15 protein-coding genes and 1 tRNA gene are annotated in these 16,542 nt (G+C 68.9%); 9 read left to right on the forward strand and 7 right to left on the reverse strand.

Going from position 1 to position 16,542, the window contains the following annotated elements:
* From LCI23_RS14490 to LCI23_RS14505, 4 genes are all read left to right on the forward strand, one after another.
* Positions 1-3,569 (forward strand): DUF4214 domain-containing protein (locus LCI23_RS14490; protein WP_224947161.1); only part of this gene is annotated, 3,569 nt, incomplete at its 5' end.
* A 113-nt stretch (positions 3,570-3,682) separates the two neighbouring features.
* On the forward strand, positions 3,683-4,729 hold the full coding sequence (locus LCI23_RS14495) for an XdhC family protein (RefSeq protein WP_224947162.1): 1,047 nt from the start codon (positions 3,683-3,685) through the stop codon (positions 4,727-4,729).
* An 88-nt stretch (positions 4,730-4,817) separates the two neighbouring features.
* The gene (locus tag LCI23_RS14500; protein ID WP_224947163.1) at positions 4,818-5,732 is read left to right on the forward strand and encodes a DMT family transporter; all 915 of its coding nucleotides are present in this window, start codon (positions 4,818-4,820) and stop codon (positions 5,730-5,732) included.
* Entirely contained in the window at positions 5,733-6,614 is an 882-nt protein-coding gene (locus LCI23_RS14505) for a DNA-3-methyladenine glycosylase (RefSeq protein ID WP_224947164.1), read from the forward strand.
* Positions 6,615-6,618: 4 nt separating this feature from the next.
* Here the strand turns inward: LCI23_RS14505 and LCI23_RS14510 are convergent, their stop codons facing one another.
* Both LCI23_RS14510 and LCI23_RS14515 read right to left on the reverse strand, forming a co-directional pair.
* The gene (locus LCI23_RS14510; RefSeq protein ID WP_224947165.1) at positions 6,619-7,032 is read right to left on the reverse strand and encodes a T6SS immunity protein Tdi1 domain-containing protein; all 414 of its coding nucleotides are present in this window, start codon (positions 7,030-7,032) and stop codon (positions 6,619-6,621) included.
* Between the two features lie 173 nt (positions 7,033-7,205).
* Positions 7,206-7,282 (reverse strand) — tRNA-Met (locus tag LCI23_RS14515).
* Between the two features lie 174 nt (positions 7,283-7,456).
* On the opposite strand from LCI23_RS14515, the gene LCI23_RS14520 reads away from it, so the two are divergent.
* The 5 genes from LCI23_RS14520 to LCI23_RS14540 all read left to right on the forward strand — a co-directional run bounded on the left by LCI23_RS14520 (position 7,457) and on the right by LCI23_RS14540 (position 11,761).
* On the forward strand, positions 7,457-8,038 hold the full coding sequence (locus LCI23_RS14520; protein WP_224947166.1) for an NUDIX hydrolase: 582 nt from the start codon (positions 7,457-7,459) through the stop codon (positions 8,036-8,038).
* Between the two features lie 13 nt (positions 8,039-8,051).
* Positions 8,052-8,771 carry a leucyl/phenylalanyl-tRNA--protein transferase gene (gene aat / locus LCI23_RS14525; protein WP_224947167.1) on the forward strand — a complete coding sequence of 240 codons (720 nt, stop codon included), beginning with the start codon at positions 8,052-8,054 and terminating at the stop codon, positions 8,769-8,771.
* Positions 8,772-8,848: 77 nt separating this feature from the next.
* Positions 8,849-9,577, forward strand: coding sequence for an arginyltransferase (locus LCI23_RS14530; protein WP_224947168.1), 729 nt, complete (start codon positions 8,849-8,851; stop codon positions 9,575-9,577).
* A gap of 76 nt (positions 9,578-9,653) precedes the next feature.
* Positions 9,654-10,691: a quinone-dependent dihydroorotate dehydrogenase gene (locus tag LCI23_RS14535; RefSeq protein WP_224947169.1), complete on the forward strand. Its 1,038-nt coding sequence runs from the start codon at positions 9,654-9,656 to the stop codon at positions 10,689-10,691.
* 23 nt (positions 10,692-10,714) lie between these two features.
* Positions 10,715-11,761, forward strand: coding sequence for an aldo/keto reductase (locus LCI23_RS14540; protein ID WP_224947170.1), 1,047 nt, complete (start codon positions 10,715-10,717; stop codon positions 11,759-11,761).
* Positions 11,762-11,768: 7 nt separating this feature from the next.
* Here the strand turns inward: LCI23_RS14540 and LCI23_RS14545 are convergent, their stop codons facing one another.
* The 5 genes from LCI23_RS14545 to LCI23_RS14565 form a co-directional block, all read right to left on the reverse strand.
* Positions 11,769-12,698 (reverse strand): CysB family HTH-type transcriptional regulator, encoded by a 930-nt coding sequence (locus LCI23_RS14545; RefSeq protein ID WP_224947171.1) that lies wholly within the window; start codon positions 12,696-12,698, stop codon positions 11,769-11,771.
* Entirely contained in the window at positions 12,695-13,777 is a 1,083-nt protein-coding gene (locus LCI23_RS14550) for a sulfate/molybdate ABC transporter ATP-binding protein (protein ID WP_224947172.1), read from the reverse strand. Before LCI23_RS14550 ends, LCI23_RS14545 begins: the two co-directional genes overlap by 4 nt.
* Before the next feature lie 2 nt (positions 13,778-13,779).
* Positions 13,780-14,694, reverse strand: coding sequence for a sulfate ABC transporter permease subunit CysW (gene cysW, locus LCI23_RS14555; protein WP_224947173.1), 915 nt, complete (start codon positions 14,692-14,694; stop codon positions 13,780-13,782).
* Positions 14,691-15,533, reverse strand: a complete 843-nt coding sequence (gene cysT, locus LCI23_RS14560) for a sulfate ABC transporter permease subunit CysT (protein ID WP_224947174.1) — start codon at positions 15,531-15,533, stop codon at positions 14,691-14,693. The genes cysW and cysT overlap by 4 nt, the downstream gene beginning before the upstream one ends.
* A gap of 115 nt (positions 15,534-15,648) precedes the next feature.
* On the reverse strand, positions 15,649-16,422 hold the full coding sequence (locus tag LCI23_RS14565; RefSeq protein ID WP_224947175.1) for a sulfite exporter TauE/SafE family protein: 774 nt from the start codon (positions 16,420-16,422) through the stop codon (positions 15,649-15,651).
* Between the last annotated feature and the right edge of the window lie 120 nt (positions 16,423-16,542).

The following is a 16,542-nucleotide window of genomic DNA, read 5'->3' on the forward strand; positions in this document are numbered from 1 at the left end:
ATGCCGCCGGCTGGGAATACCGCACCAGCAGCAGTGGCAGCTGGACCGCGGGCAGCGGCAGCAGCTTCACGCTGGCGCCCGGCAGCTATGCCGCCGGACAGGTGCAGGTGCGCCAGATTGACCTGGCCGGCAACACCAGCGTGGCCGCCAGCAACGGCGCCGCGATCAGCATCGACCAGTCGGTCGCCGCGCCTTCCCTGGCGCTGGCCCACGACACCGGATCCAGCGCCAGCGATGGCCTGAGCAGCGACGGCACGGTGAATGTCGGCCTGTCCCTTGATGTCGCCAGCTGGGAATACCGCACCAGCGGCAATGGCAGCTGGACCGCGGGCTCAGGCAGCAGCTTCACGCTGGCACCGGGCAGCTACGCCGCCGGCGAGGTCCAGGTGCGCCAGACCGACCTGGCCGGCAACACCAGCGCGGCTGGCCTGAACGCTGCCGGGCTGGCGATCCTGACGGCGCCCGCGGCGCCCGGCATGGCGCTCGCCAGCGATACCGGCGCCAGCACCAGCGACGGCGTGAGCGCGACCGGCACGGTCGACGTCATGCTCGCGCCCGGCGCGCGCTGGGAATACCGCAGCAGCGCCAGCGGCGCCTGGACCGCGGGCAGCGGCAGCAGCTTCACGCTGGCACCGGGCAGCTACGCCGCCGGGCAGGTCCAGGTGCGCCAGATTGACATCGCGGGCAATACCAGCGCGGTCACCGCGAATGGCACCGCGATCACGATCGACCGCGCGGCGCCCACGGTCGCCACCATCCTGCGTCCGGCCCTGGAAAACCCGGCGTCCAACCAGTCCTTCGTCATCGAGGTCCGCTATGCCGACGCCGGCGCCGGCATCGACGCCGCCAGCATCGGCACGGCGGACCTGCTGATAAGCGCCGTGGGTGCGCCTGCCGCACTGGCGGTCTCCGCCGCCAGCTGGGATGCCGCCAGCGGCATCGCACGCTACACGGTGGACGCGCCGGCCGGCGGCTGGAACGCCAGCCATGGCGGCACCTGGATCGTCAGCCTGCCAGCGGGCGGTGTGCTCGACCTGGCGGGCAACGCACTGTCCAGCACCACTTCGCAGTTCTTCAGCATCGGCTTCAATAGCGCGCCTGTCATCACCAGCAATGGCGGCGGTGACAGTGCCAGCATCGACATCGTCGAAGGCCACAAGGCGGTGACCACGGTGAAGGCGGCCGACACCGACGCCGGCGACACACTCAGCTACAGCATCAGCGGCGCCGACGCCGCACTGTTCACGATCGACGCCGCCAGCGGTGCCCTGTCGCTGCGCGACGCCCGCAACGCCGGCAGCTACCAGGTGGACGTGACCGTGAGCGACATGCGCGGCGCCAGCGACACCCAGTCGCTGACCGTCAACCTGCTGCGCGACGCCGACCGCGACGGCGCCCCCGATGTCGACGACCCCGACCTCGACGGCGACGGCCGCCTGAACTCGGCCGAGGACCCGGTGCCGAGCGCGCACGGCGGCGCGCGCGGCGACGGCAACGGCGACGGCATCGCCGACAGCACCCAGGTCAACGTCGCCTCGCTGGCGACGGTCGGCACGGTCGGCGCCGACAAGCGCTACGCGACCATCGAGGTCGCCGAGGGCCTGAGCCTGACGAACGTCAGCAACAGCGCCGCGCCGGCCGGCCTGCCGCGCAATGCCAAGATGCCGCTCGGCCAGTTCGACTTCGATATCAAGGGACTGGCGGTGGGCGCCACCGTCCAGATCCAGATGTATGTCGACAAGTCGCTCGGGGTCAACGGCTATTACAAGCAAACCGCGAACGGCTGGGTCAACCTGGCGACGGCGAGCATCGTCGGTGACAAGACCATGCTCAGCTTCAGCCTGACCGATGGCGGCGAGTTCGACGCCGACGGCATCGCCAACGGCGTCATCGTCGATCCGGGCGGCGCGGCGATCATCGTGCCGCGCATCGTCAGCGGCGGCGGCGAAGCGCTGGCCACGGTCGCGGTCGAGGAAAACACGCTGGCCGTGACCACGGTGCGGGCCGAGGCGGCGGGCGCGGTAAGCTATGCGATCACCGGCGGCGCCGATGCCGCGCGCTTCACGATCGATGCGGCGACCGGCGCCCTGCGCTTCGTCACCGCCCCGGACTTCGAGCAGCCGCTGGACCTGGGCGACGGCGCGGCCGACAACACCTACCTGGTCGAGGTCAGCGCCGTCGACGCCAGCGGCAGCGCCAGCCAGCTGCTGACGGTACGTGTGCAGGATGTCGACGAGACCCCGAACGATGGCGACGCGGTTCCCGGTGCCGTCGAGCTACTGGTGCCTTCCCTGCCGGGCGCTGGCAGCGCGCGCGGCGACGGCAATGGCGACGGCCGGGCCGACAGTACCCAGGCCAACGTCGGCTCCCTGCCCTTCCTGCTGACCGGCAAGGCGCAGACCGATCCTGGCAACGCCGCGCCGGTGTACCTGTCCCTGGTCGCCGACTCGGTCGAGGGCAAGGCGCCGGCCGGTGCGGCCGCCACCATCTTCACGGAGATCCGGCAGCTCGACGCCCCTACCACCCCGGACGGCCTGACGCTGCCGCTGGGCCAGCTCGGCTTCAAGGCGGCGCTGGCGCAGGCCGGTGCGGCCGGGCACTTCAGCCTCTATCTCGATGGCGCCATTCCGGTGAACGGCTACTGGCAGCGGGACGCCGGCGGCAACTGGGCCAACCTGGCCAGCGCCGCCCACGGCGGCAAGCTGGTGAGCGAAGGCGGACGCACGCGCCTGGACTTCACCATTGTCGATGGCGGCGCCTTCGATGCCGACGGCAAGGCCGACGGCATCATCAGCGGCCTGGCAGCGCCAGGCATGCGCGCCACCCCGCTCGGACCGGACAGCGACGGCGACCAGTTCCCGGATGCGCTCGAAGCGGCGCATGGCCTGAGCGTCGGCGTCAAGGACAACGACGTCTTCGGCAACAACAAGCTGTTCGTGATGGAGCTGTACCGCGACCTGCTGTTCCGCGAAGCGCAGGCCGCCGAGTGGGGCTGGTGGCAGGGGCTGCTCGACAGCGGCATGATGGACAAGGCACAGCTGGTGTCGACCTTCCTCGACTCGGCCGAGTTCCAGGGCGGCACCGCCGCCCTGGCGCGGCTCTACCTCGCCGCCTTCGAGCGCCTGCCGGATGGCGCTGGCCTGGCCTACTGGACGGGGCAGGTTGGCAGTGGCGCATCGCTGGCGACCGTGGCCCAGGACCTGGCGACGAGCGCCGAGTTCATGGCCAGCTATGGCCGTCTGGACGATGCCGGATTCATGCGCCAGCTGTACCAGAATGTCCTCGGGCGCGAGGGCGACAGCGCCGGCCTCGGTTTCTGGACCGCGCAGCTGGCGGGCGGACTGGCGCGGGGCGAAGTGCTGCTGGGCTTTGCCCAGTCGGCCGAGTACCGGGCGGCCACCGACCACGGCGTGACCGCCGCGCTGGGCTACCTGGGCCTGCTCGACCGCGATCCGACCAGCGCCGAGATCGACTACTGGACCGGCAAGCTGGACGCCGGCGTGCCGGAAGTCGTCGTCATCGGACAGTTCCTGTCGGTGCCGGAGTACCACGACCGCTTCCTGCCCTGACAGCGGTCCGACGCGGGGCCCGGCGCTCGCCGGGCCCCGCAGGCAGAAGGCGGGACAGCGCGCGCGCCGTCCCGCCCGGCAGACCTCTCCCGTTTTTTGTATCATTGTCCACTATGGACAGCATCGACCTCGACGTACTCAAGACCTGCAACGCGTGGCTTGCCGCCGGCCGCCGCTGCCAGCTGGTCACCGTGATCAAGACCTGGGGCTCGAGCCCGCGTCCGGTCGGCGCCACGCTCGCCATCTGCGAGGACGGCAGCGTGGCCGGCTCGGTCTCCGGCGGCTGCATCGAGGACGACCTGATCGCGCGCGTGCGCGAGCACGGCATCGCGGCGCGCCTGCCCGAGATCCTGAGCTACGGCATCAGCGCCGACGAGGCGCACCGCTTCGGCCTGCCCTGCGGCGGCACCATCGAGCTGGCGCTCGAGACCTTGACCCCGGACAGCCGCATCGGCGAGCTCCTGGCCCGCCTGCAGGCGGGCGAACTGGTGGAGCGGCGCCTGGCGCTGGCCAGCGGCGCGGTCAGCCTGGCGCGCGCCGCCGCCGGCGCCGTGCAGCGCATCGAGCCGGAACACGGCGGCGTGCTGGCGACCATCCACGGCCCGCGCTGGCGCCTGTTCATCATCGGCGCCGGGCCGCTGTCGCGCTTCCTGGCGCAGGTGGCGAGCGGCATGGACTACCGCGTCACCGTGTGCGACCCGCGCGAGGAATACCGCAGCGGCTGGAACCTGGCGGGCGTGGAACTGGTACACGCCATGCCGGACGACCTGGTGATCGAGGCGCGCCTCGACCCGCGCAGCGCGGTCGTCGCCCTCACCCACGACCCCAAGCTGGACGACCTGGCGCTGATGGAGGCGCTCAAGTCCGACGCCTTCTACGTCGGCGCGATTGGCTCGCGCCTGAACAACGAACGGCGCCGCGAACGCCTCAGGCTGTTCGACCTCGGCGAGGCCGAGCTGGCGCGCCTGCATGCGCCGATCGGCATCTACATCGGCAGCCGCACGCCGGCCGAGATCGCGATTTCCATCATGGCCGAGATGACGGCCGTGAAGAACGGGGTGCCGGCGCGCCTGCTGGTGCCGCATGCCGCCGCCCCGCACGCCGCCAGTACCGCAGCCTGCCCCCTCCCGGTCCAGGGTGCGGCTGCATGCGCCACCTGAATGCCCGCGCAAAAAACGCAGCAAAAAACGGATGGCGCGCCGCGCGCCGCGGCCCCAGCATGCTTACTTTTTCCCTGGCAGTCCCACGATGAACACCATTAACATGCTGCGCCTGGTGGCGCTGGCCGCCATCTGGGGCGGCTCCTTCCTGTTCATGCGCATCGCCGCGCCCGTGCTCGGCCCGGCCGTGCTGATCGAGTACCGGGTGCTGTTCGCGGCCCTGTTCCTGGCCGCCGTCGCCTGGCTCATGCGCCGCCGCAAAGGCGGCGCCGGCGCCGCGCCGCTCGACCTGCGCCAGCACTGGAAGCACTACCTGATGCTGGGCTTCTTCAATTCCGCGCTGCCCTTCCTGCTGTTCGCGTTTGCCGCGCGCACCCTGTCGGCCTCGGTGCTGTCGGTGCTGAACGCCACCGCCCCGATGTTCGGCGCGCTGGTCGGTGCGGTGTGGGCACGCCAGGGGGTGTCGGCGCGCACCGGCCTCGGCCTGGTACTGGGCACGGCCGGCGTGGCCCTGCTGGTCGGCTTCGACCATGTGTCGGAACGCCCGGGCGCGGCCCTCGCGATCGGCGCGGCGCTGGTCGCGGCCTTCTGCTACAGCATCGCCAGCCAGTACGCCAGGTCGGCCGGGGCGGTGCCGCCCTTCGCCAATGCGCACGGCTCGATGTGGGCGGCGACCCTGTTCGTGATCCCGGCCCTGCCCTTCTTTCCGGCGCCGGGCGAGCCAACGGCCGGGATCTGGGCCGCCGTGCTGGCGCTGGGCGTGCTCTGCAGCGGCATCGCCTACATCCTCTATTTCAAGCTGATCGAGGAAGTCGGCACGACGTCGGCGCTCACGGTGACCTTCCTGAACCCGATGTTCGGCATCCTGTGGGGCGCCATCTTCCTGCATGAGGTGATCGGCTGGCACACCCTGCTCGGATCCGGCATCGTGCTGGTCGGGACCGCGCTGGTGACCGGCTTCGTGCCTTCCTTCCTGCGCGCGCCGGCGGCGCGCGCCAAGTAGATGCGGTCCGACCTGGTCCTCGCGCTGCCGCGGGGCTACCGCACCGCGGACGTGCTCGCCTTCCACGGACGGGATGCGGAAGGCATCGCGGAACAGGTGAGCCCGGAGGGCTTGCGCAAGGGCGTGCTGCTGAGCGGCACGCCGGTCGTGCTGGAAGCGCGCTTCGGCGACCAGGCGGCCCGCTGCAGCGTGGACGCGGAGGGCGACGCGGGTCCGGCACTGCTGGCCCAGGCACGCGAAGCCCTGCTGAACATCCTCGGCCTGCGCATCGACCCGGCCGACTTCCTCGCCCTGGTACGCGACGATCCCGTCCTCGGCCCGGTGGCGGCGCGCCACCCCGGCCTGCGCATCGTGCAGTCGGCCACCATCTTCGAAGCGCTGACCTGGGCCATCATCGGCCAGCAGATCAACCTGCCCTTTGCCATCTCCCTGCGCCGCAGCTTCATCGTCCTGGCCGGGCGCCGGCATCCGTGCGGCCTGTGGTGCTACCCGGAGGCGGCCGACGTGGCCCGGCTTGCATTGGAAGATCTGACGAGCAGAAAATTTTCTCGGGCCAAGGCGGACACCCTGCTGCGCCTGGCACGCCTGGTCGCCGACGGCAGCCTGGTGCTCGCGCCCCAGCGCCCGGTGGACGAACTGGTGCGCGAACTGCTGGCCATCAAGGGCATCGGGCCATGGACGGTGAATTACACGCTGCTGCGTGGCTATGGCTATCCGGACTGTTCGCTGGAAGGGGACGTGGCGGTGCGCACGGCCCTGCACCGGCTGCACGGAGGCCCGGCCCGGCCGGACATCCCGACCGCGCAGCGCCTGCTGGCCGCCTATGCGCCGCAGCGCACGATGGCGGCGGCCTACCTGTGGGCCAGCCTGGCCGACGCCTGAGGCATCAGTGCCGGCGCGGCGCGATCCCGAGCTGGCGCGCGCCGTCACCGGAGAAGCGGATCAGTGCCGGCAGCGGCGCGGTGGCCAGGTTGTCGCGCCGGTAGCGCCCGCCGAGCGCGCTGGGAATCCTGAGGCAGTAGCTGCGCCCGTGCGGCAGCGGACCGAGGATGGCTTCGGCCAGGCGCACGACTTCCGGCATGTACCAGTCGTTCAGGAAGGCCTGGTCATAGGCCAGGGCATCGAAGGCGGCGCGGCTGGCGGCCACCGGTTCGCAGCACAGGTCCTGCGGACGCAGGCGCCAGTAAGATCCTCCGTCGTCGCGCAGGATCAGGTTGCCGAAAGGGTTCGCACCCAGGACCTCGACCGCGTACAGGCCGGCCCAGCCCCATGCCTCGTTGATGTAGTCGATGTCGATCATGGATCCGCCCCCATGCCGTGGCTGTGGCTGCGGCTGCGCCGGCCATCATCCCTGGGACCGGCGTGGCGCGGCAGGATTCCATGCGGATGCGGCGGGCTTGCGCTGGCTCGCGCTGGCTCCTTACCGCGCAAACGAAAAAGCCGCTGATCCTGCTGGATCAACGGCTTCGTATTTGGTTGCGGGGACAGGATTTGAACCTGTGACCTTCGGGTTATGAGCCCGACGAGCTGCCAGACTGCTCCACCCCGCGTCTGATGGAATGAATTATACGCGCAAACGCCTCATCAGGCAAATCCAATCCTTCCTGAGCGGGCGATTGCAGAAAGGCCTGGCCCATCGGCGACCGCATGGGGCATGCGCGGCGGACGGCATGGGGCGGGAAATTCAGTGTAAAGTAAGCACAATCTCAATCTGCTGCTGACCTATGAAATTCTGTTCCGAGTGCGCCCATCCGGTCGCCCTGGCGGTTCCCGAAGGCGACAACCGGCCGCGCTACGTCTGCCCGCACTGCCACACCATCCACTACCAGAACCCGAAACTGGTGATCGGCTCGATTCCCGTCTGGGAGCATGACGGCAAGCTGCAGGTGCTGCTGTGCAAGCGCGCGATCGAGCCGCGCCATGGCTACTGGACGCTGCCGGCCGGCTTCATGGAAAACGAGGAAACCACCGAGCAGGCCGCCGTGCGCGAAACGGAAGAAGAAGCCGGCGCCGACGTCGAACTGGGCAAGCTGTTCACCCTGCTGAACGTGGCCCATGTGCACCAGGTTCATTTGTTCTACCTGGCCCGCCTGCGCAGCCTCGACTTCGCCCCGGGCGAGGAAAGCCTGGACGTGCAGCTGTTCACCCAGGACAGCATTCCCTGGGACGAGCTGGCCTTCCCCACCGTGCGCACCACGCTGGAACTGTTCTTCGCCGACCGCGCCAGGGTGCGCGAGGGCGGCAGCTATGGCTTCCATAGCCGCGACATCGTGCGCCCGATGCTGGCGCCGCGCGAACCGGACTGACGCCTACGCCACCATGATTCCCTGGCTCGAGCCGACTTCGCCCTTTCCCGACGTGTCCGAGGCGCTGACGGCCGACGCGCCCGGCCTGCTCGCGGCCGGCGCCGACCTGTCGCCGCAGCGCCTGCTGCTGGCTTACCAGAACGGCATCTTTCCCTGGTTTTCCGAAGGCCAGCCCATCCTGTGGTGGAGCACCGACCCGCGCATGGTGCTCGAGACCGCGCACTTCAAGCTCAGCAACAGCCTGCGCAAGACGCTGCGCCGCGTCGAGCGCAGCCGGCACGAGGGCGGCCCGTGGGAAGTGCGCTTCGACAGCGCCTTCGAGGACGTGATGCGGGCCTGCGCGGCGCCGCGCCGCGATGGGCCGGGCACCTGGATCTCGGAAGACATCATCGCCGGCTACACCGGCCTGCACGCGATGGGCTATGCCCATTCGTCCGAACTGTGGCACGACGGCGAACTGGTGGGCGGCGCCTATGGCGTGTGCATCGGCCGCATGTTCTACGGCGAGTCGATGTTCGCGCGGGTGGCGGACGCATCCAAGGTGGCGCTGGCCTACCTGGTGGCCTTCCTGCGCAGCCATGGGGTACGCATGATCGACTGCCAGCAGGAGACCGGGCACCTGGCATCGCTGGGCGCCGCCCCGATCCCGCGCAGCGCCTTCCTGGCGCACCTGCGCCAGGCCATCCGCGAGCCGGCCATTACCCGTTGGGAACCGGTGGCGCCGCTGGCCTGACACGGTTGGCTGGCTAACGGTGGCGCGCATCCGAATTCGCTAAAATAGGTTCACCACGTCGTCTCGAGAGTCCTTGCATGACGCACTTAAATGACCTGCCCTTCGCAACGCTGCAGTTCTACACGACGGCGCCCTACCCTTGCAGCTACCTCGACGCGCGCCAGGCCAGGTCGCAGGTCGCCACGCCTTCGCACCTGATCAATGCGGACGTGTATTCCGAACTGGTGCGCAGCGGCTTTCGCCGTAGCGGCATCTTCACCTACCGCCCGTATTGCGACGGCTGCCAGGCCTGCATCCCGGTGCGGGTGAAATGCGAGGATTTCGCGCCCAACCGTACCCAGCGCCGCGCCTGGAAGCGCCATGGCAGCCTGGTGGCGATGGTGGCCAACCTGGCCTTCTCGGACGAGCACTACGCGCTCTACCTGCGCTACCAGACCACCCGCCACGTGGGCGGCGGCATGGACCAGGACAGCCGCGACCAGTATGCCCAGTTCCTGCTGCAGAGCCGGGTAAACACCCGCCTGGTCGAGTTCCGCGAACCCGACGGCACCCTGCGCATGGTGTCGATCATCGACGTACTGTCCGACGGCCTGTCCTCGGTCTACACCTTCTTCGACCCGGACCTGCCCGGCGCCTCGTTCGGCACCTACAACGTGATGTGGCAGGTGGGCCAGGCGCGCGAGCTCGGCCTGCAGTACGTCTACCTCGGCTACTGGATCGCGCAGAGCCCGAAGATGGCCTACAAGATCAATTTCCGTCCGCTGGAAGCGCGCATCAAGGGCGTCTGGAGCGTGCTGGAGGCGTGAAGGCCAGGCCGGGGCCCGTCTTCGACTCTGTTGCCCGACCCTGTAGAATGGCGGGAATCACCACCATGAGTCCCCCATGTCCGACATCCTGTATTCCCTTGCCCGTCCGCTGCTGTTCTCGCTCGATGCCGAGCAGGCGCACAACCTGACCCTGCCGCTGCTGCGCCGTGCCGCGGCACTCGGCCTGACCAGACTCGCCGGCAAGCCGGCGCCGGACCCGCGCACGGTCATGGGCATTCGCTTCCCCAACCCGGTCGGCCTGGCCGCCGGCCTGGACAAGGACGGCGCCTATATCGACGGCCTGGCTTCGCTAGGCTTCGGCTCGATCGAGATCGGCACCGTGACCCCGCGCCCGCAGGGCGGCAATCCGAAGCCGCGCATCTTCCGCCTGCCGCAGGCGCAGGGCATCATCAACCGCATGGGTTTCAACAATGGCGGCGTGGACGCGTTTGTGGGCAACGTGCAGGCTTCCCGCTTCTACCAGGAGAAAGCGGGCGTGCTCGGCCTGAACATCGGCAAGAACGCCGACACCCCGATCGAGCGCGCCGCCGACGACTACCTGCACTGCCTGCGCAAGGTCTACCCTTACGCCAGCTACGTGACGGTCAACATCTCCTCGCCCAACACCAAGAACCTGCGCCAGTTGCAGGGCGAATCCGAACTCGATGCCCTGCTGTCGCAGCTGAAGGACGCGCAGCTGCGGCTGGCGGACCAGCACAAGCGCTATGTGCCGGTGGCGCTGAAGATCGCCCCCGACATCGACGCCGAGCAGGTGCGCAACATCGCCGGCGCCCTGCTGCGCCACAAGATCGACGGCGTGATCGCGACCAATACCACGCTCAGCCGCACAGCGGTACAGGGCATGCGCCATGGCGAGGAAGCCGGCGGCCTGTCGGGCGCGCCGGTGTTCGAACTGTCGAACACGGTGATCCGTTTATTGAAGAGCGAGCTGGGCGATGCGCTGCCGATCATCGGCGTGGGCGGCATCATGCGCGGCGAGGATGCGCGTGCCAAGATCGCGGCCGGGGCGCAGCTGGTGCAGCTCTACACCGGCTTCATCTACGCCGGCCCGGCGCTGGTGCGCGACTGCGCGGCCGCGCTGCGGCAAGCCTGAAAACGGGAGAACGGGAGAACGGCATGGAACGCAGGCAGCTGGGACAAACCGACCTGATGGTGTCGCCGATCTGCCTCGGCACCATGACCTTCGGCGAGCAGAACACCGAAGCGCAGGCCCACAGCCAGCTCGACTACGCACTCGAGCGCGGCATCAACTTCGTCGATACCGCCGAGATGTATCCGGTGATGGCGCGTCCCGACACCCAGGGCCTGACCGAGCGCTACATCGGCAGCTGGCTCAGGAAGACCGGACGGCGCCACGACATCGTGCTGGCGACCAAGATCGCGGGACCGAACAAGATGATGCCGTGGATCCGCGGGGCCAACCACAACCTCGACGCGGTGAACATCCGCGCCGCCGTCGAGGACAGCCTGCGCCGCCTGCACACCGACTACATCGACCTGTACCAGGTCCACTGGCCGAGCCGCAACCTGCCCATTTTCGGGGCCAACCGCTTCGATCCGGATGCCGAGCGGCCGGCGGTGCCGATTGCGGAAACCCTGGGCGCGCTGGACGAGCTGGTGCGGGCAGGCACGATCCGCCACATCGGCGTGTCGAACGAAAGCACGTGGGGACTGTGCCAGTACATCAAGCGTTCCGAGCAGCATGGACTGCCGCGCATCGCCACCGTGCAGAACCTGTACAACCTGACGGCGCGCCTGTTCGAGACCAGCCTGATGGACGAGGCTTGCTACCGCGAAGGCATCAGCCTGCTGGCCTACAGCCCGCTGGCCTTCGGCCAGCTCAGCGCCAAGTACCTGGACGACCCGCAGGCACGCGGACGGCTGACGGTCTTTCCGAAGAACTGGAGTCCGCGCTATGTGCGGCCCGCCGTGCTGGCCGCCACCGCCGAGTACGCGGCGCTGGCGCGCGCGCATGGATTGACACCGGCGCAGATGGCGCTGGCCTGGTGCTACGCGCGCCCCTTCGTGGCCTCGACCATCATCGGCGCGACCAGCATGGCGCAGCTGGAGGAAAACATCGACGCCAGCGAGCTGGTGCTGCCGCCTGCCGTACTGGCCGGGATCGACGAGATCCACGCCCGCTACACCAACGTCGGGCAGTGAAGCGCCTTTACTGCTCGGCCTGCAGTGCCCGTTCGATGTCCGCCCGCGTGTAACCCTGAGCGAAGCGCTCGATGAAGTGGTAGGCGTAGGCGCGCAGGTAGGCGCCGCGCCGCACCGCCAGGCGTGTCACGTTGGGCGCGAACAGGTGCGAGGCCTCGATCGCCCGCATGCCCTTGTCGCGGCCGTGGTCGAAGGCCATCGAGGCCACGATGCCCACCCCCATCCCGAGCGCGACGTACTGCTTGATCACGTCCGAGTCCATCGCCGTGAGCACGATGTCGGGTGCCAGCCCCGCCTCCACAAAGGCCGCATCGATGTGGCTGCGCCCCGTGAAGCCGACGTCGTAGGTGATCAGGGGATGCTCGGCCAGGTCGTCCAGGCGCAGCGGCTGGCGTAACGAGAAGATCGGATGCCCTTCCGGTGCCACCACCAGGTGGCTCCAGCGGTAGCAGGGAAAGGACACCAGGTCGGGAAAGGCCGACAGGCCTTCGGTCGCGATGCCGATGTCGGCCCTGCCCGACAAGACCCACTCCGCGATGTGTTCCGGCGCGCTTTGCTGCAGGGCGATGCGCACGCCGGGGAAGGCGTTGCGGAAGGACTGCACCACCTGCGGCAGGGCGTAGCGCGCCTGGGTGTGGGTCACGGCCACCGTGAGCGTGCCGCTGTCCTGGGCCGCGAATTCGGCGCTGGCCTGCTGCAGGTTCTCGGCTTCCACCAGCAGCTTCTCGACGATCCTGAGGATGTCCTTGCCGGGCGGCGTCAGGCCGGTCAGGCGCTTGCCGTTGCGCTCGAAGATCACGACCCCGAGTTCGTCCTCGAGTTCGCGGATCTGGCGCGACACTCCCGGCTGCGAGGTGAACAGGGCGTTGGCCACCTCGGTCAGGCTGAAGTCGCGGCGCGCCGTCTCGCGCACCGAGCGCAGCTGCTGGAAGTTCATATGCCTTCGCCCGCGTCGACGAAGACGTCGATGCGGCGCGGCTTGAGCACCAGGGTGTCGCCTTCGCGGAAACCGTAGCGCGCGAACAGCTCGTTCGGCATCACCGCCTCGACCAGCTGCTGGTTGTCGGCCCGCTCCAGGTCGAGCTGGGCCAGCGGGCCGATCGCATGGGCGCGGCGCAGCCTGGCCACCACGCCGCCCTGCCCGCCCGCACCCGGCACGTAGCGCTCGACGTCGAGCTCGTGCGGACGCACGTAGCCGATGCCTTCGCCGTTGCGCACGCCGCTGTGCTGGGGCGCCTGGAAGCGCACGTCGCCACTGGCCAGCACGCCTTCGTGCACGCGGCCGTGGAACAGGTTGACGTTGCCCAGGAAGCCGTAGACAAACGGCGACGCCGGCTTGTTGTACACCTCGCCTGGCGCGCCGAGCTGCTCGACGCGGCCCTTGTTCATCAGGACCACCTGGTCGGCCACTTCCAGCGCCTCTTCCTGGTCATGGGTGACGAAGATCGAGGTCACGTGCAGCTCGTCGTGCAGGCGGCGCAGCCAGCGCCGCAGTTCCTTGCGCACCTTGGCGTCCAGCGCGCCGAAGGGTTCGTCGAGCAGCAGCACGCGCGGCTCGACGGCCAGCGCGCGCGCCAGGGCGATCCGCTGGCGCTGGCCGCCCGACAGCTGCGGCGGATAGCGGTCGGCGATCCAGTCGAGCTGCACCAGCTCGAGCAGCTGGCGCACCTTGTCGCGGATCTGCTGTTCGGACGGGCGTTCGCGGCGCGGCTTCACGCGCAGGCCGAAGGCCACGTTCTCGAACACGGTCATGTGCTTGAACAGGGCGTAGTGCTGGAACACGAAGCCGACCTGGCGCTCGCGCACGTGGCGGTGCGACGCATCCTCGCCGTCGAGCAGGACGGCGCCCGAATCGGGGTGTTCCAGGCCGGCGATCACGCGCAGCAGGGTGGTCTTGCCGCAGCCGGAAGGTCCCAGCAGCGCGGTCAGCTGGCCGTCGGGGAACTGCAGCGAGACGTCGTCGAGCGCGGTGAACTGGCCGAACTGCTTGCGGATGTGTTGGACTTCGATCGTCATGGTCAGGCTTCCTTCTGTCGTTCTTCGGCGGCCGCCCTGCGTACCTGGTGCAGGCGCCATTCGATCAGGCTCTTCACCGCCAGCGTCACCAGCGCGAGCAGCGCCAGCAGCGATGCGATCGCGAACGCGGCCGTGAAGTTGTATTCGTTATAGAGGATCTCGACCTGCAGCGGCATGGTATTGGTTTCGCCGCGAATATGGCCCGAGACCACCGACACCGCGCCGAACTCGCCCATCGCACGCGCATTGCACAGGATGACGCCGTACAGCAGGCCCCACTTGATGTTCGGGAGCGTCACCCGGAAGAAGGTGGACCAGCCGGACGCGCCCAGCACCAGCGCCGCCTCTTCCTCCTCGGTGCCCTGCTGCTGCATCAGCGGGATCAGCTCGCGCGCCACGAAGGGGAAGGTAATGAAGACGGTGGCCAGCACGATGCCCGGCACGGCGAACAGGATCTTGATGTCGTGCTCGGCGAGCCAGGCGCCGAACCAGCCCTGGGCGCCGAACAGCAGCACGTAGATCAGGCCGGCGATCACGGGCGAGACCGAGAACGGCAGGTCGATCAGGGTCAGCAGGATACTCTTGCCGCGGAACTCGAACTTGGCGATGGCCCAGGCGGCGGCGACGCCGAACACGAGGTTGAGCGGCACCGAGATGCCGGCCGCGATCAGGGTCAGCCTGATGGCGGACAGCGCATCCGGGTCGCGGATCGATTCCAGGTAGGTGTCCCAGCCCTTCTTCAGCGCCTCGGCGAACACGGCCGCCAGCGGCACGAACAGGAACAGGGCCAGGAAGCCGAGCGCGGTCGCGATGAGCAGGTAGCGCACCCAGTCCGGCTCGAGCACATTGGTGCGCGGGCGGCGGGCGGGCGCGGAGGCGCGCGGCGCGGGCTGGATGTGGTCGAGGACGGCGCTCATGCCTTGCGTCCTCCCTTGCCGGCCCGCTTGCGGGTCCAGGCCTGCAGCAGGTTGATGGTCAGCAGCAGGATGAAGGAAATGATCAGCATTACCACCGCGATCGCCGTGGCGCCCGCGTAGTCGTATTGTTCCAGCTTGGTGATGATGAAGAGCGGCGTGATCTCGGACACCATCGGCAGGTTGCCGGCGATGAAGATGACGGAGCCGTATTCGCCGGTCGCGCGCGCGAAGGCCAGCGCGAAGCCGGTCAGGAGGGCCGGCACGATGGCCGGCAGCACCACCCGCCAGAAGGTCTGCAGCGGCGAGGCGCCCAGGCTGGCGGCGGCTTCTTCCAGTTCGCGCTCGGCTTCTTCCAGCACCGGCTGCACCGTGCGCACGACAAAGGGCAGGCCGATGAAGGTCAGGGCCACCAGCACCCCCAGCGGGGTGAAGGCCACCTTGATGCCGAGCTTGGCCAGTTGCTCGCCGATCAGGCCGTTGTGCGAATACAGGGCGGTGAGCGTGATGCCGGCCACCGCCGTGGGCAGGGCGAAGGGCAGGTCGACCAGGGCGTCGACGATGCGCTTGCCGGGGAAGTTGTAGCGCACCAGCACCCAGGCCACGATGCCGCCGAAGATCACGTTGACGAAGGCGGCCAGCAGCGAGGCGCCGAAGCTGAGCTTGTAGGATGCGACCACGCGCTCGGACGTGACGGCGGTCCAGAACGCGTCCCAGCTCATCGTGAAGGTCTTCAGGAAGACCGCCGACAGCGGAATCAGCACGATCAGCGCAAGGTAGAAAATCGTGAAGCCGAGCGAGATCCCGAAACCTGGGATGACGCGGCCGGGAGAGGTCTGCATGGGCGCCCTTATTACAAATTCTTCTAACGGGCTGCCATGTTCTCACGCAGTTCGTATATTACAAACGAAGCATTCCTCATTTGCATAGACACGAACCGCTATTAAGCGGACGCAATCAGAGCACCAGCTTGGCCGCCACCCCGGTCAGCGTGGTGGCCAGCAAGCCCCGCAGCAAGCGCTCCGGCACCTTGCGCGCCGCCATCGCGCCGAGCGTGATGCCGGGCACCGAACCGATGAGCAGGGTCAGCAGCAATGCCGGGTCGATCGAGCCCAGCCACCAGTGGCCCAGCGCGGCGATTGCCGTCAGCGGCACGGCATAGGCGATGTCGGTGCCCGCCACCTCGGCCGCGCTCAGGTGGGGATACAGCAGCACCAGCAGCGTGGCGCCGATCGCGCCGGCCCCGATCGAGGACACCGTGACGAGCAGGCCAAGTACCGCCCCCGCGGCGACGGTGGCGGCGGCAAGCGCCCTGCCCCGCAGCTGGCGCGCCGGATGCGCGCCGATCCAGGCCAGCAGGCGGCCCCGGAACAGCAGCGCGAGCACGGTCAGCATCACGGACACGGCGATCGAATAGCGGATCAGCCCCCCGATCTCCTCGTCCAGGCCGCCGACATACTTCAAGGCCAGCGTTGCCGCCAGCGCGGCTGGCAAGGCGCCCAGGCACAGGCGGCCGACGATCGGCCATTGCACGGTGCGGTTGAAGCGGTGGGTGATGGTACCGGCGCCCTTGGTGATGGAAGCGAAGGCCAGGTCGGTGCCGACCGCCACCGCGGGGGAGACGCCGAACAGCAAGGTCAGCAGCGGCGTCATCAGCGAGCCGCCGCCGACCCCGGTCATGCCGACCAGCAGACCGACCGCGAAACCCGCGAAGATATACGTTGTGGACATGCCCTCCCCCCCTGGTTGATGGCACAGGGTAAGGGGGCTCGGCAGCCAGGCAAACAACCCGTTTCTTATTTGCTTATGCGGATGCCGGAACAGAGCGCGGCTGGACGGCGCAAGCGTCCA

Origin of the sequence: Massilia sp. MS-15 (genome assembly GCF_020176695.1) — a bacterium.
Taxonomy (GTDB): domain Bacteria; phylum Pseudomonadota; class Gammaproteobacteria; order Burkholderiales; family Burkholderiaceae_D; genus Telluria; species Telluria hydrophila.

Excerpts from the sequence above, each read along its gene's own strand:
- LCI23_RS14495 (WP_224947162.1), top strand. The coding sequence starts at position 3,683 with ATGGACAGCATCGACCTCGACGTACTCAAGACCTGCAACGCGTGGCTT.
- LCI23_RS14500 (WP_224947163.1), top strand. The coding sequence starts at position 4,818 with ATGAACACCATTAACATGCTGCGCCTGGTGGCGCTGGCCGCCATCTGG.
- LCI23_RS14505 (WP_224947164.1), top strand. The coding sequence starts at position 5,733 with ATGCGGTCCGACCTGGTCCTCGCGCTGCCGCGGGGCTACCGCACCGCG.
- LCI23_RS14510 (WP_224947165.1), bottom strand. The coding sequence starts at position 7,032 with ATGATCGACATCGACTACATCAACGAGGCATGGGGCTGGGCCGGCCTG.
- LCI23_RS14520 (WP_224947166.1), top strand. The coding sequence starts at position 7,457 with ATGAAATTCTGTTCCGAGTGCGCCCATCCGGTCGCCCTGGCGGTTCCC.
- aat (WP_224947167.1), top strand. The coding sequence starts at position 8,052 with ATGATTCCCTGGCTCGAGCCGACTTCGCCCTTTCCCGACGTGTCCGAG.
- LCI23_RS14530 (WP_224947168.1), top strand. The coding sequence starts at position 8,849 with ATGACGCACTTAAATGACCTGCCCTTCGCAACGCTGCAGTTCTACACG.
- LCI23_RS14535 (WP_224947169.1), top strand. The coding sequence starts at position 9,654 with ATGTCCGACATCCTGTATTCCCTTGCCCGTCCGCTGCTGTTCTCGCTC.
- LCI23_RS14540 (WP_224947170.1), top strand. The coding sequence starts at position 10,715 with ATGGAACGCAGGCAGCTGGGACAAACCGACCTGATGGTGTCGCCGATC.
- LCI23_RS14545 (WP_224947171.1), bottom strand. The coding sequence starts at position 12,698 with ATGAACTTCCAGCAGCTGCGCTCGGTGCGCGAGACGGCGCGCCGCGAC.
- LCI23_RS14550 (WP_224947172.1), bottom strand. The coding sequence starts at position 13,777 with ATGACGATCGAAGTCCAACACATCCGCAAGCAGTTCGGCCAGTTCACC.
- cysW (WP_224947173.1), bottom strand. The coding sequence starts at position 14,694 with ATGAGCGCCGTCCTCGACCACATCCAGCCCGCGCCGCGCGCCTCCGCG.
- cysT (WP_224947174.1), bottom strand. The coding sequence starts at position 15,533 with ATGCAGACCTCTCCCGGCCGCGTCATCCCAGGTTTCGGGATCTCGCTC.
- LCI23_RS14565 (WP_224947175.1), bottom strand. The coding sequence starts at position 16,422 with ATGTCCACAACGTATATCTTCGCGGGTTTCGCGGTCGGTCTGCTGGTC.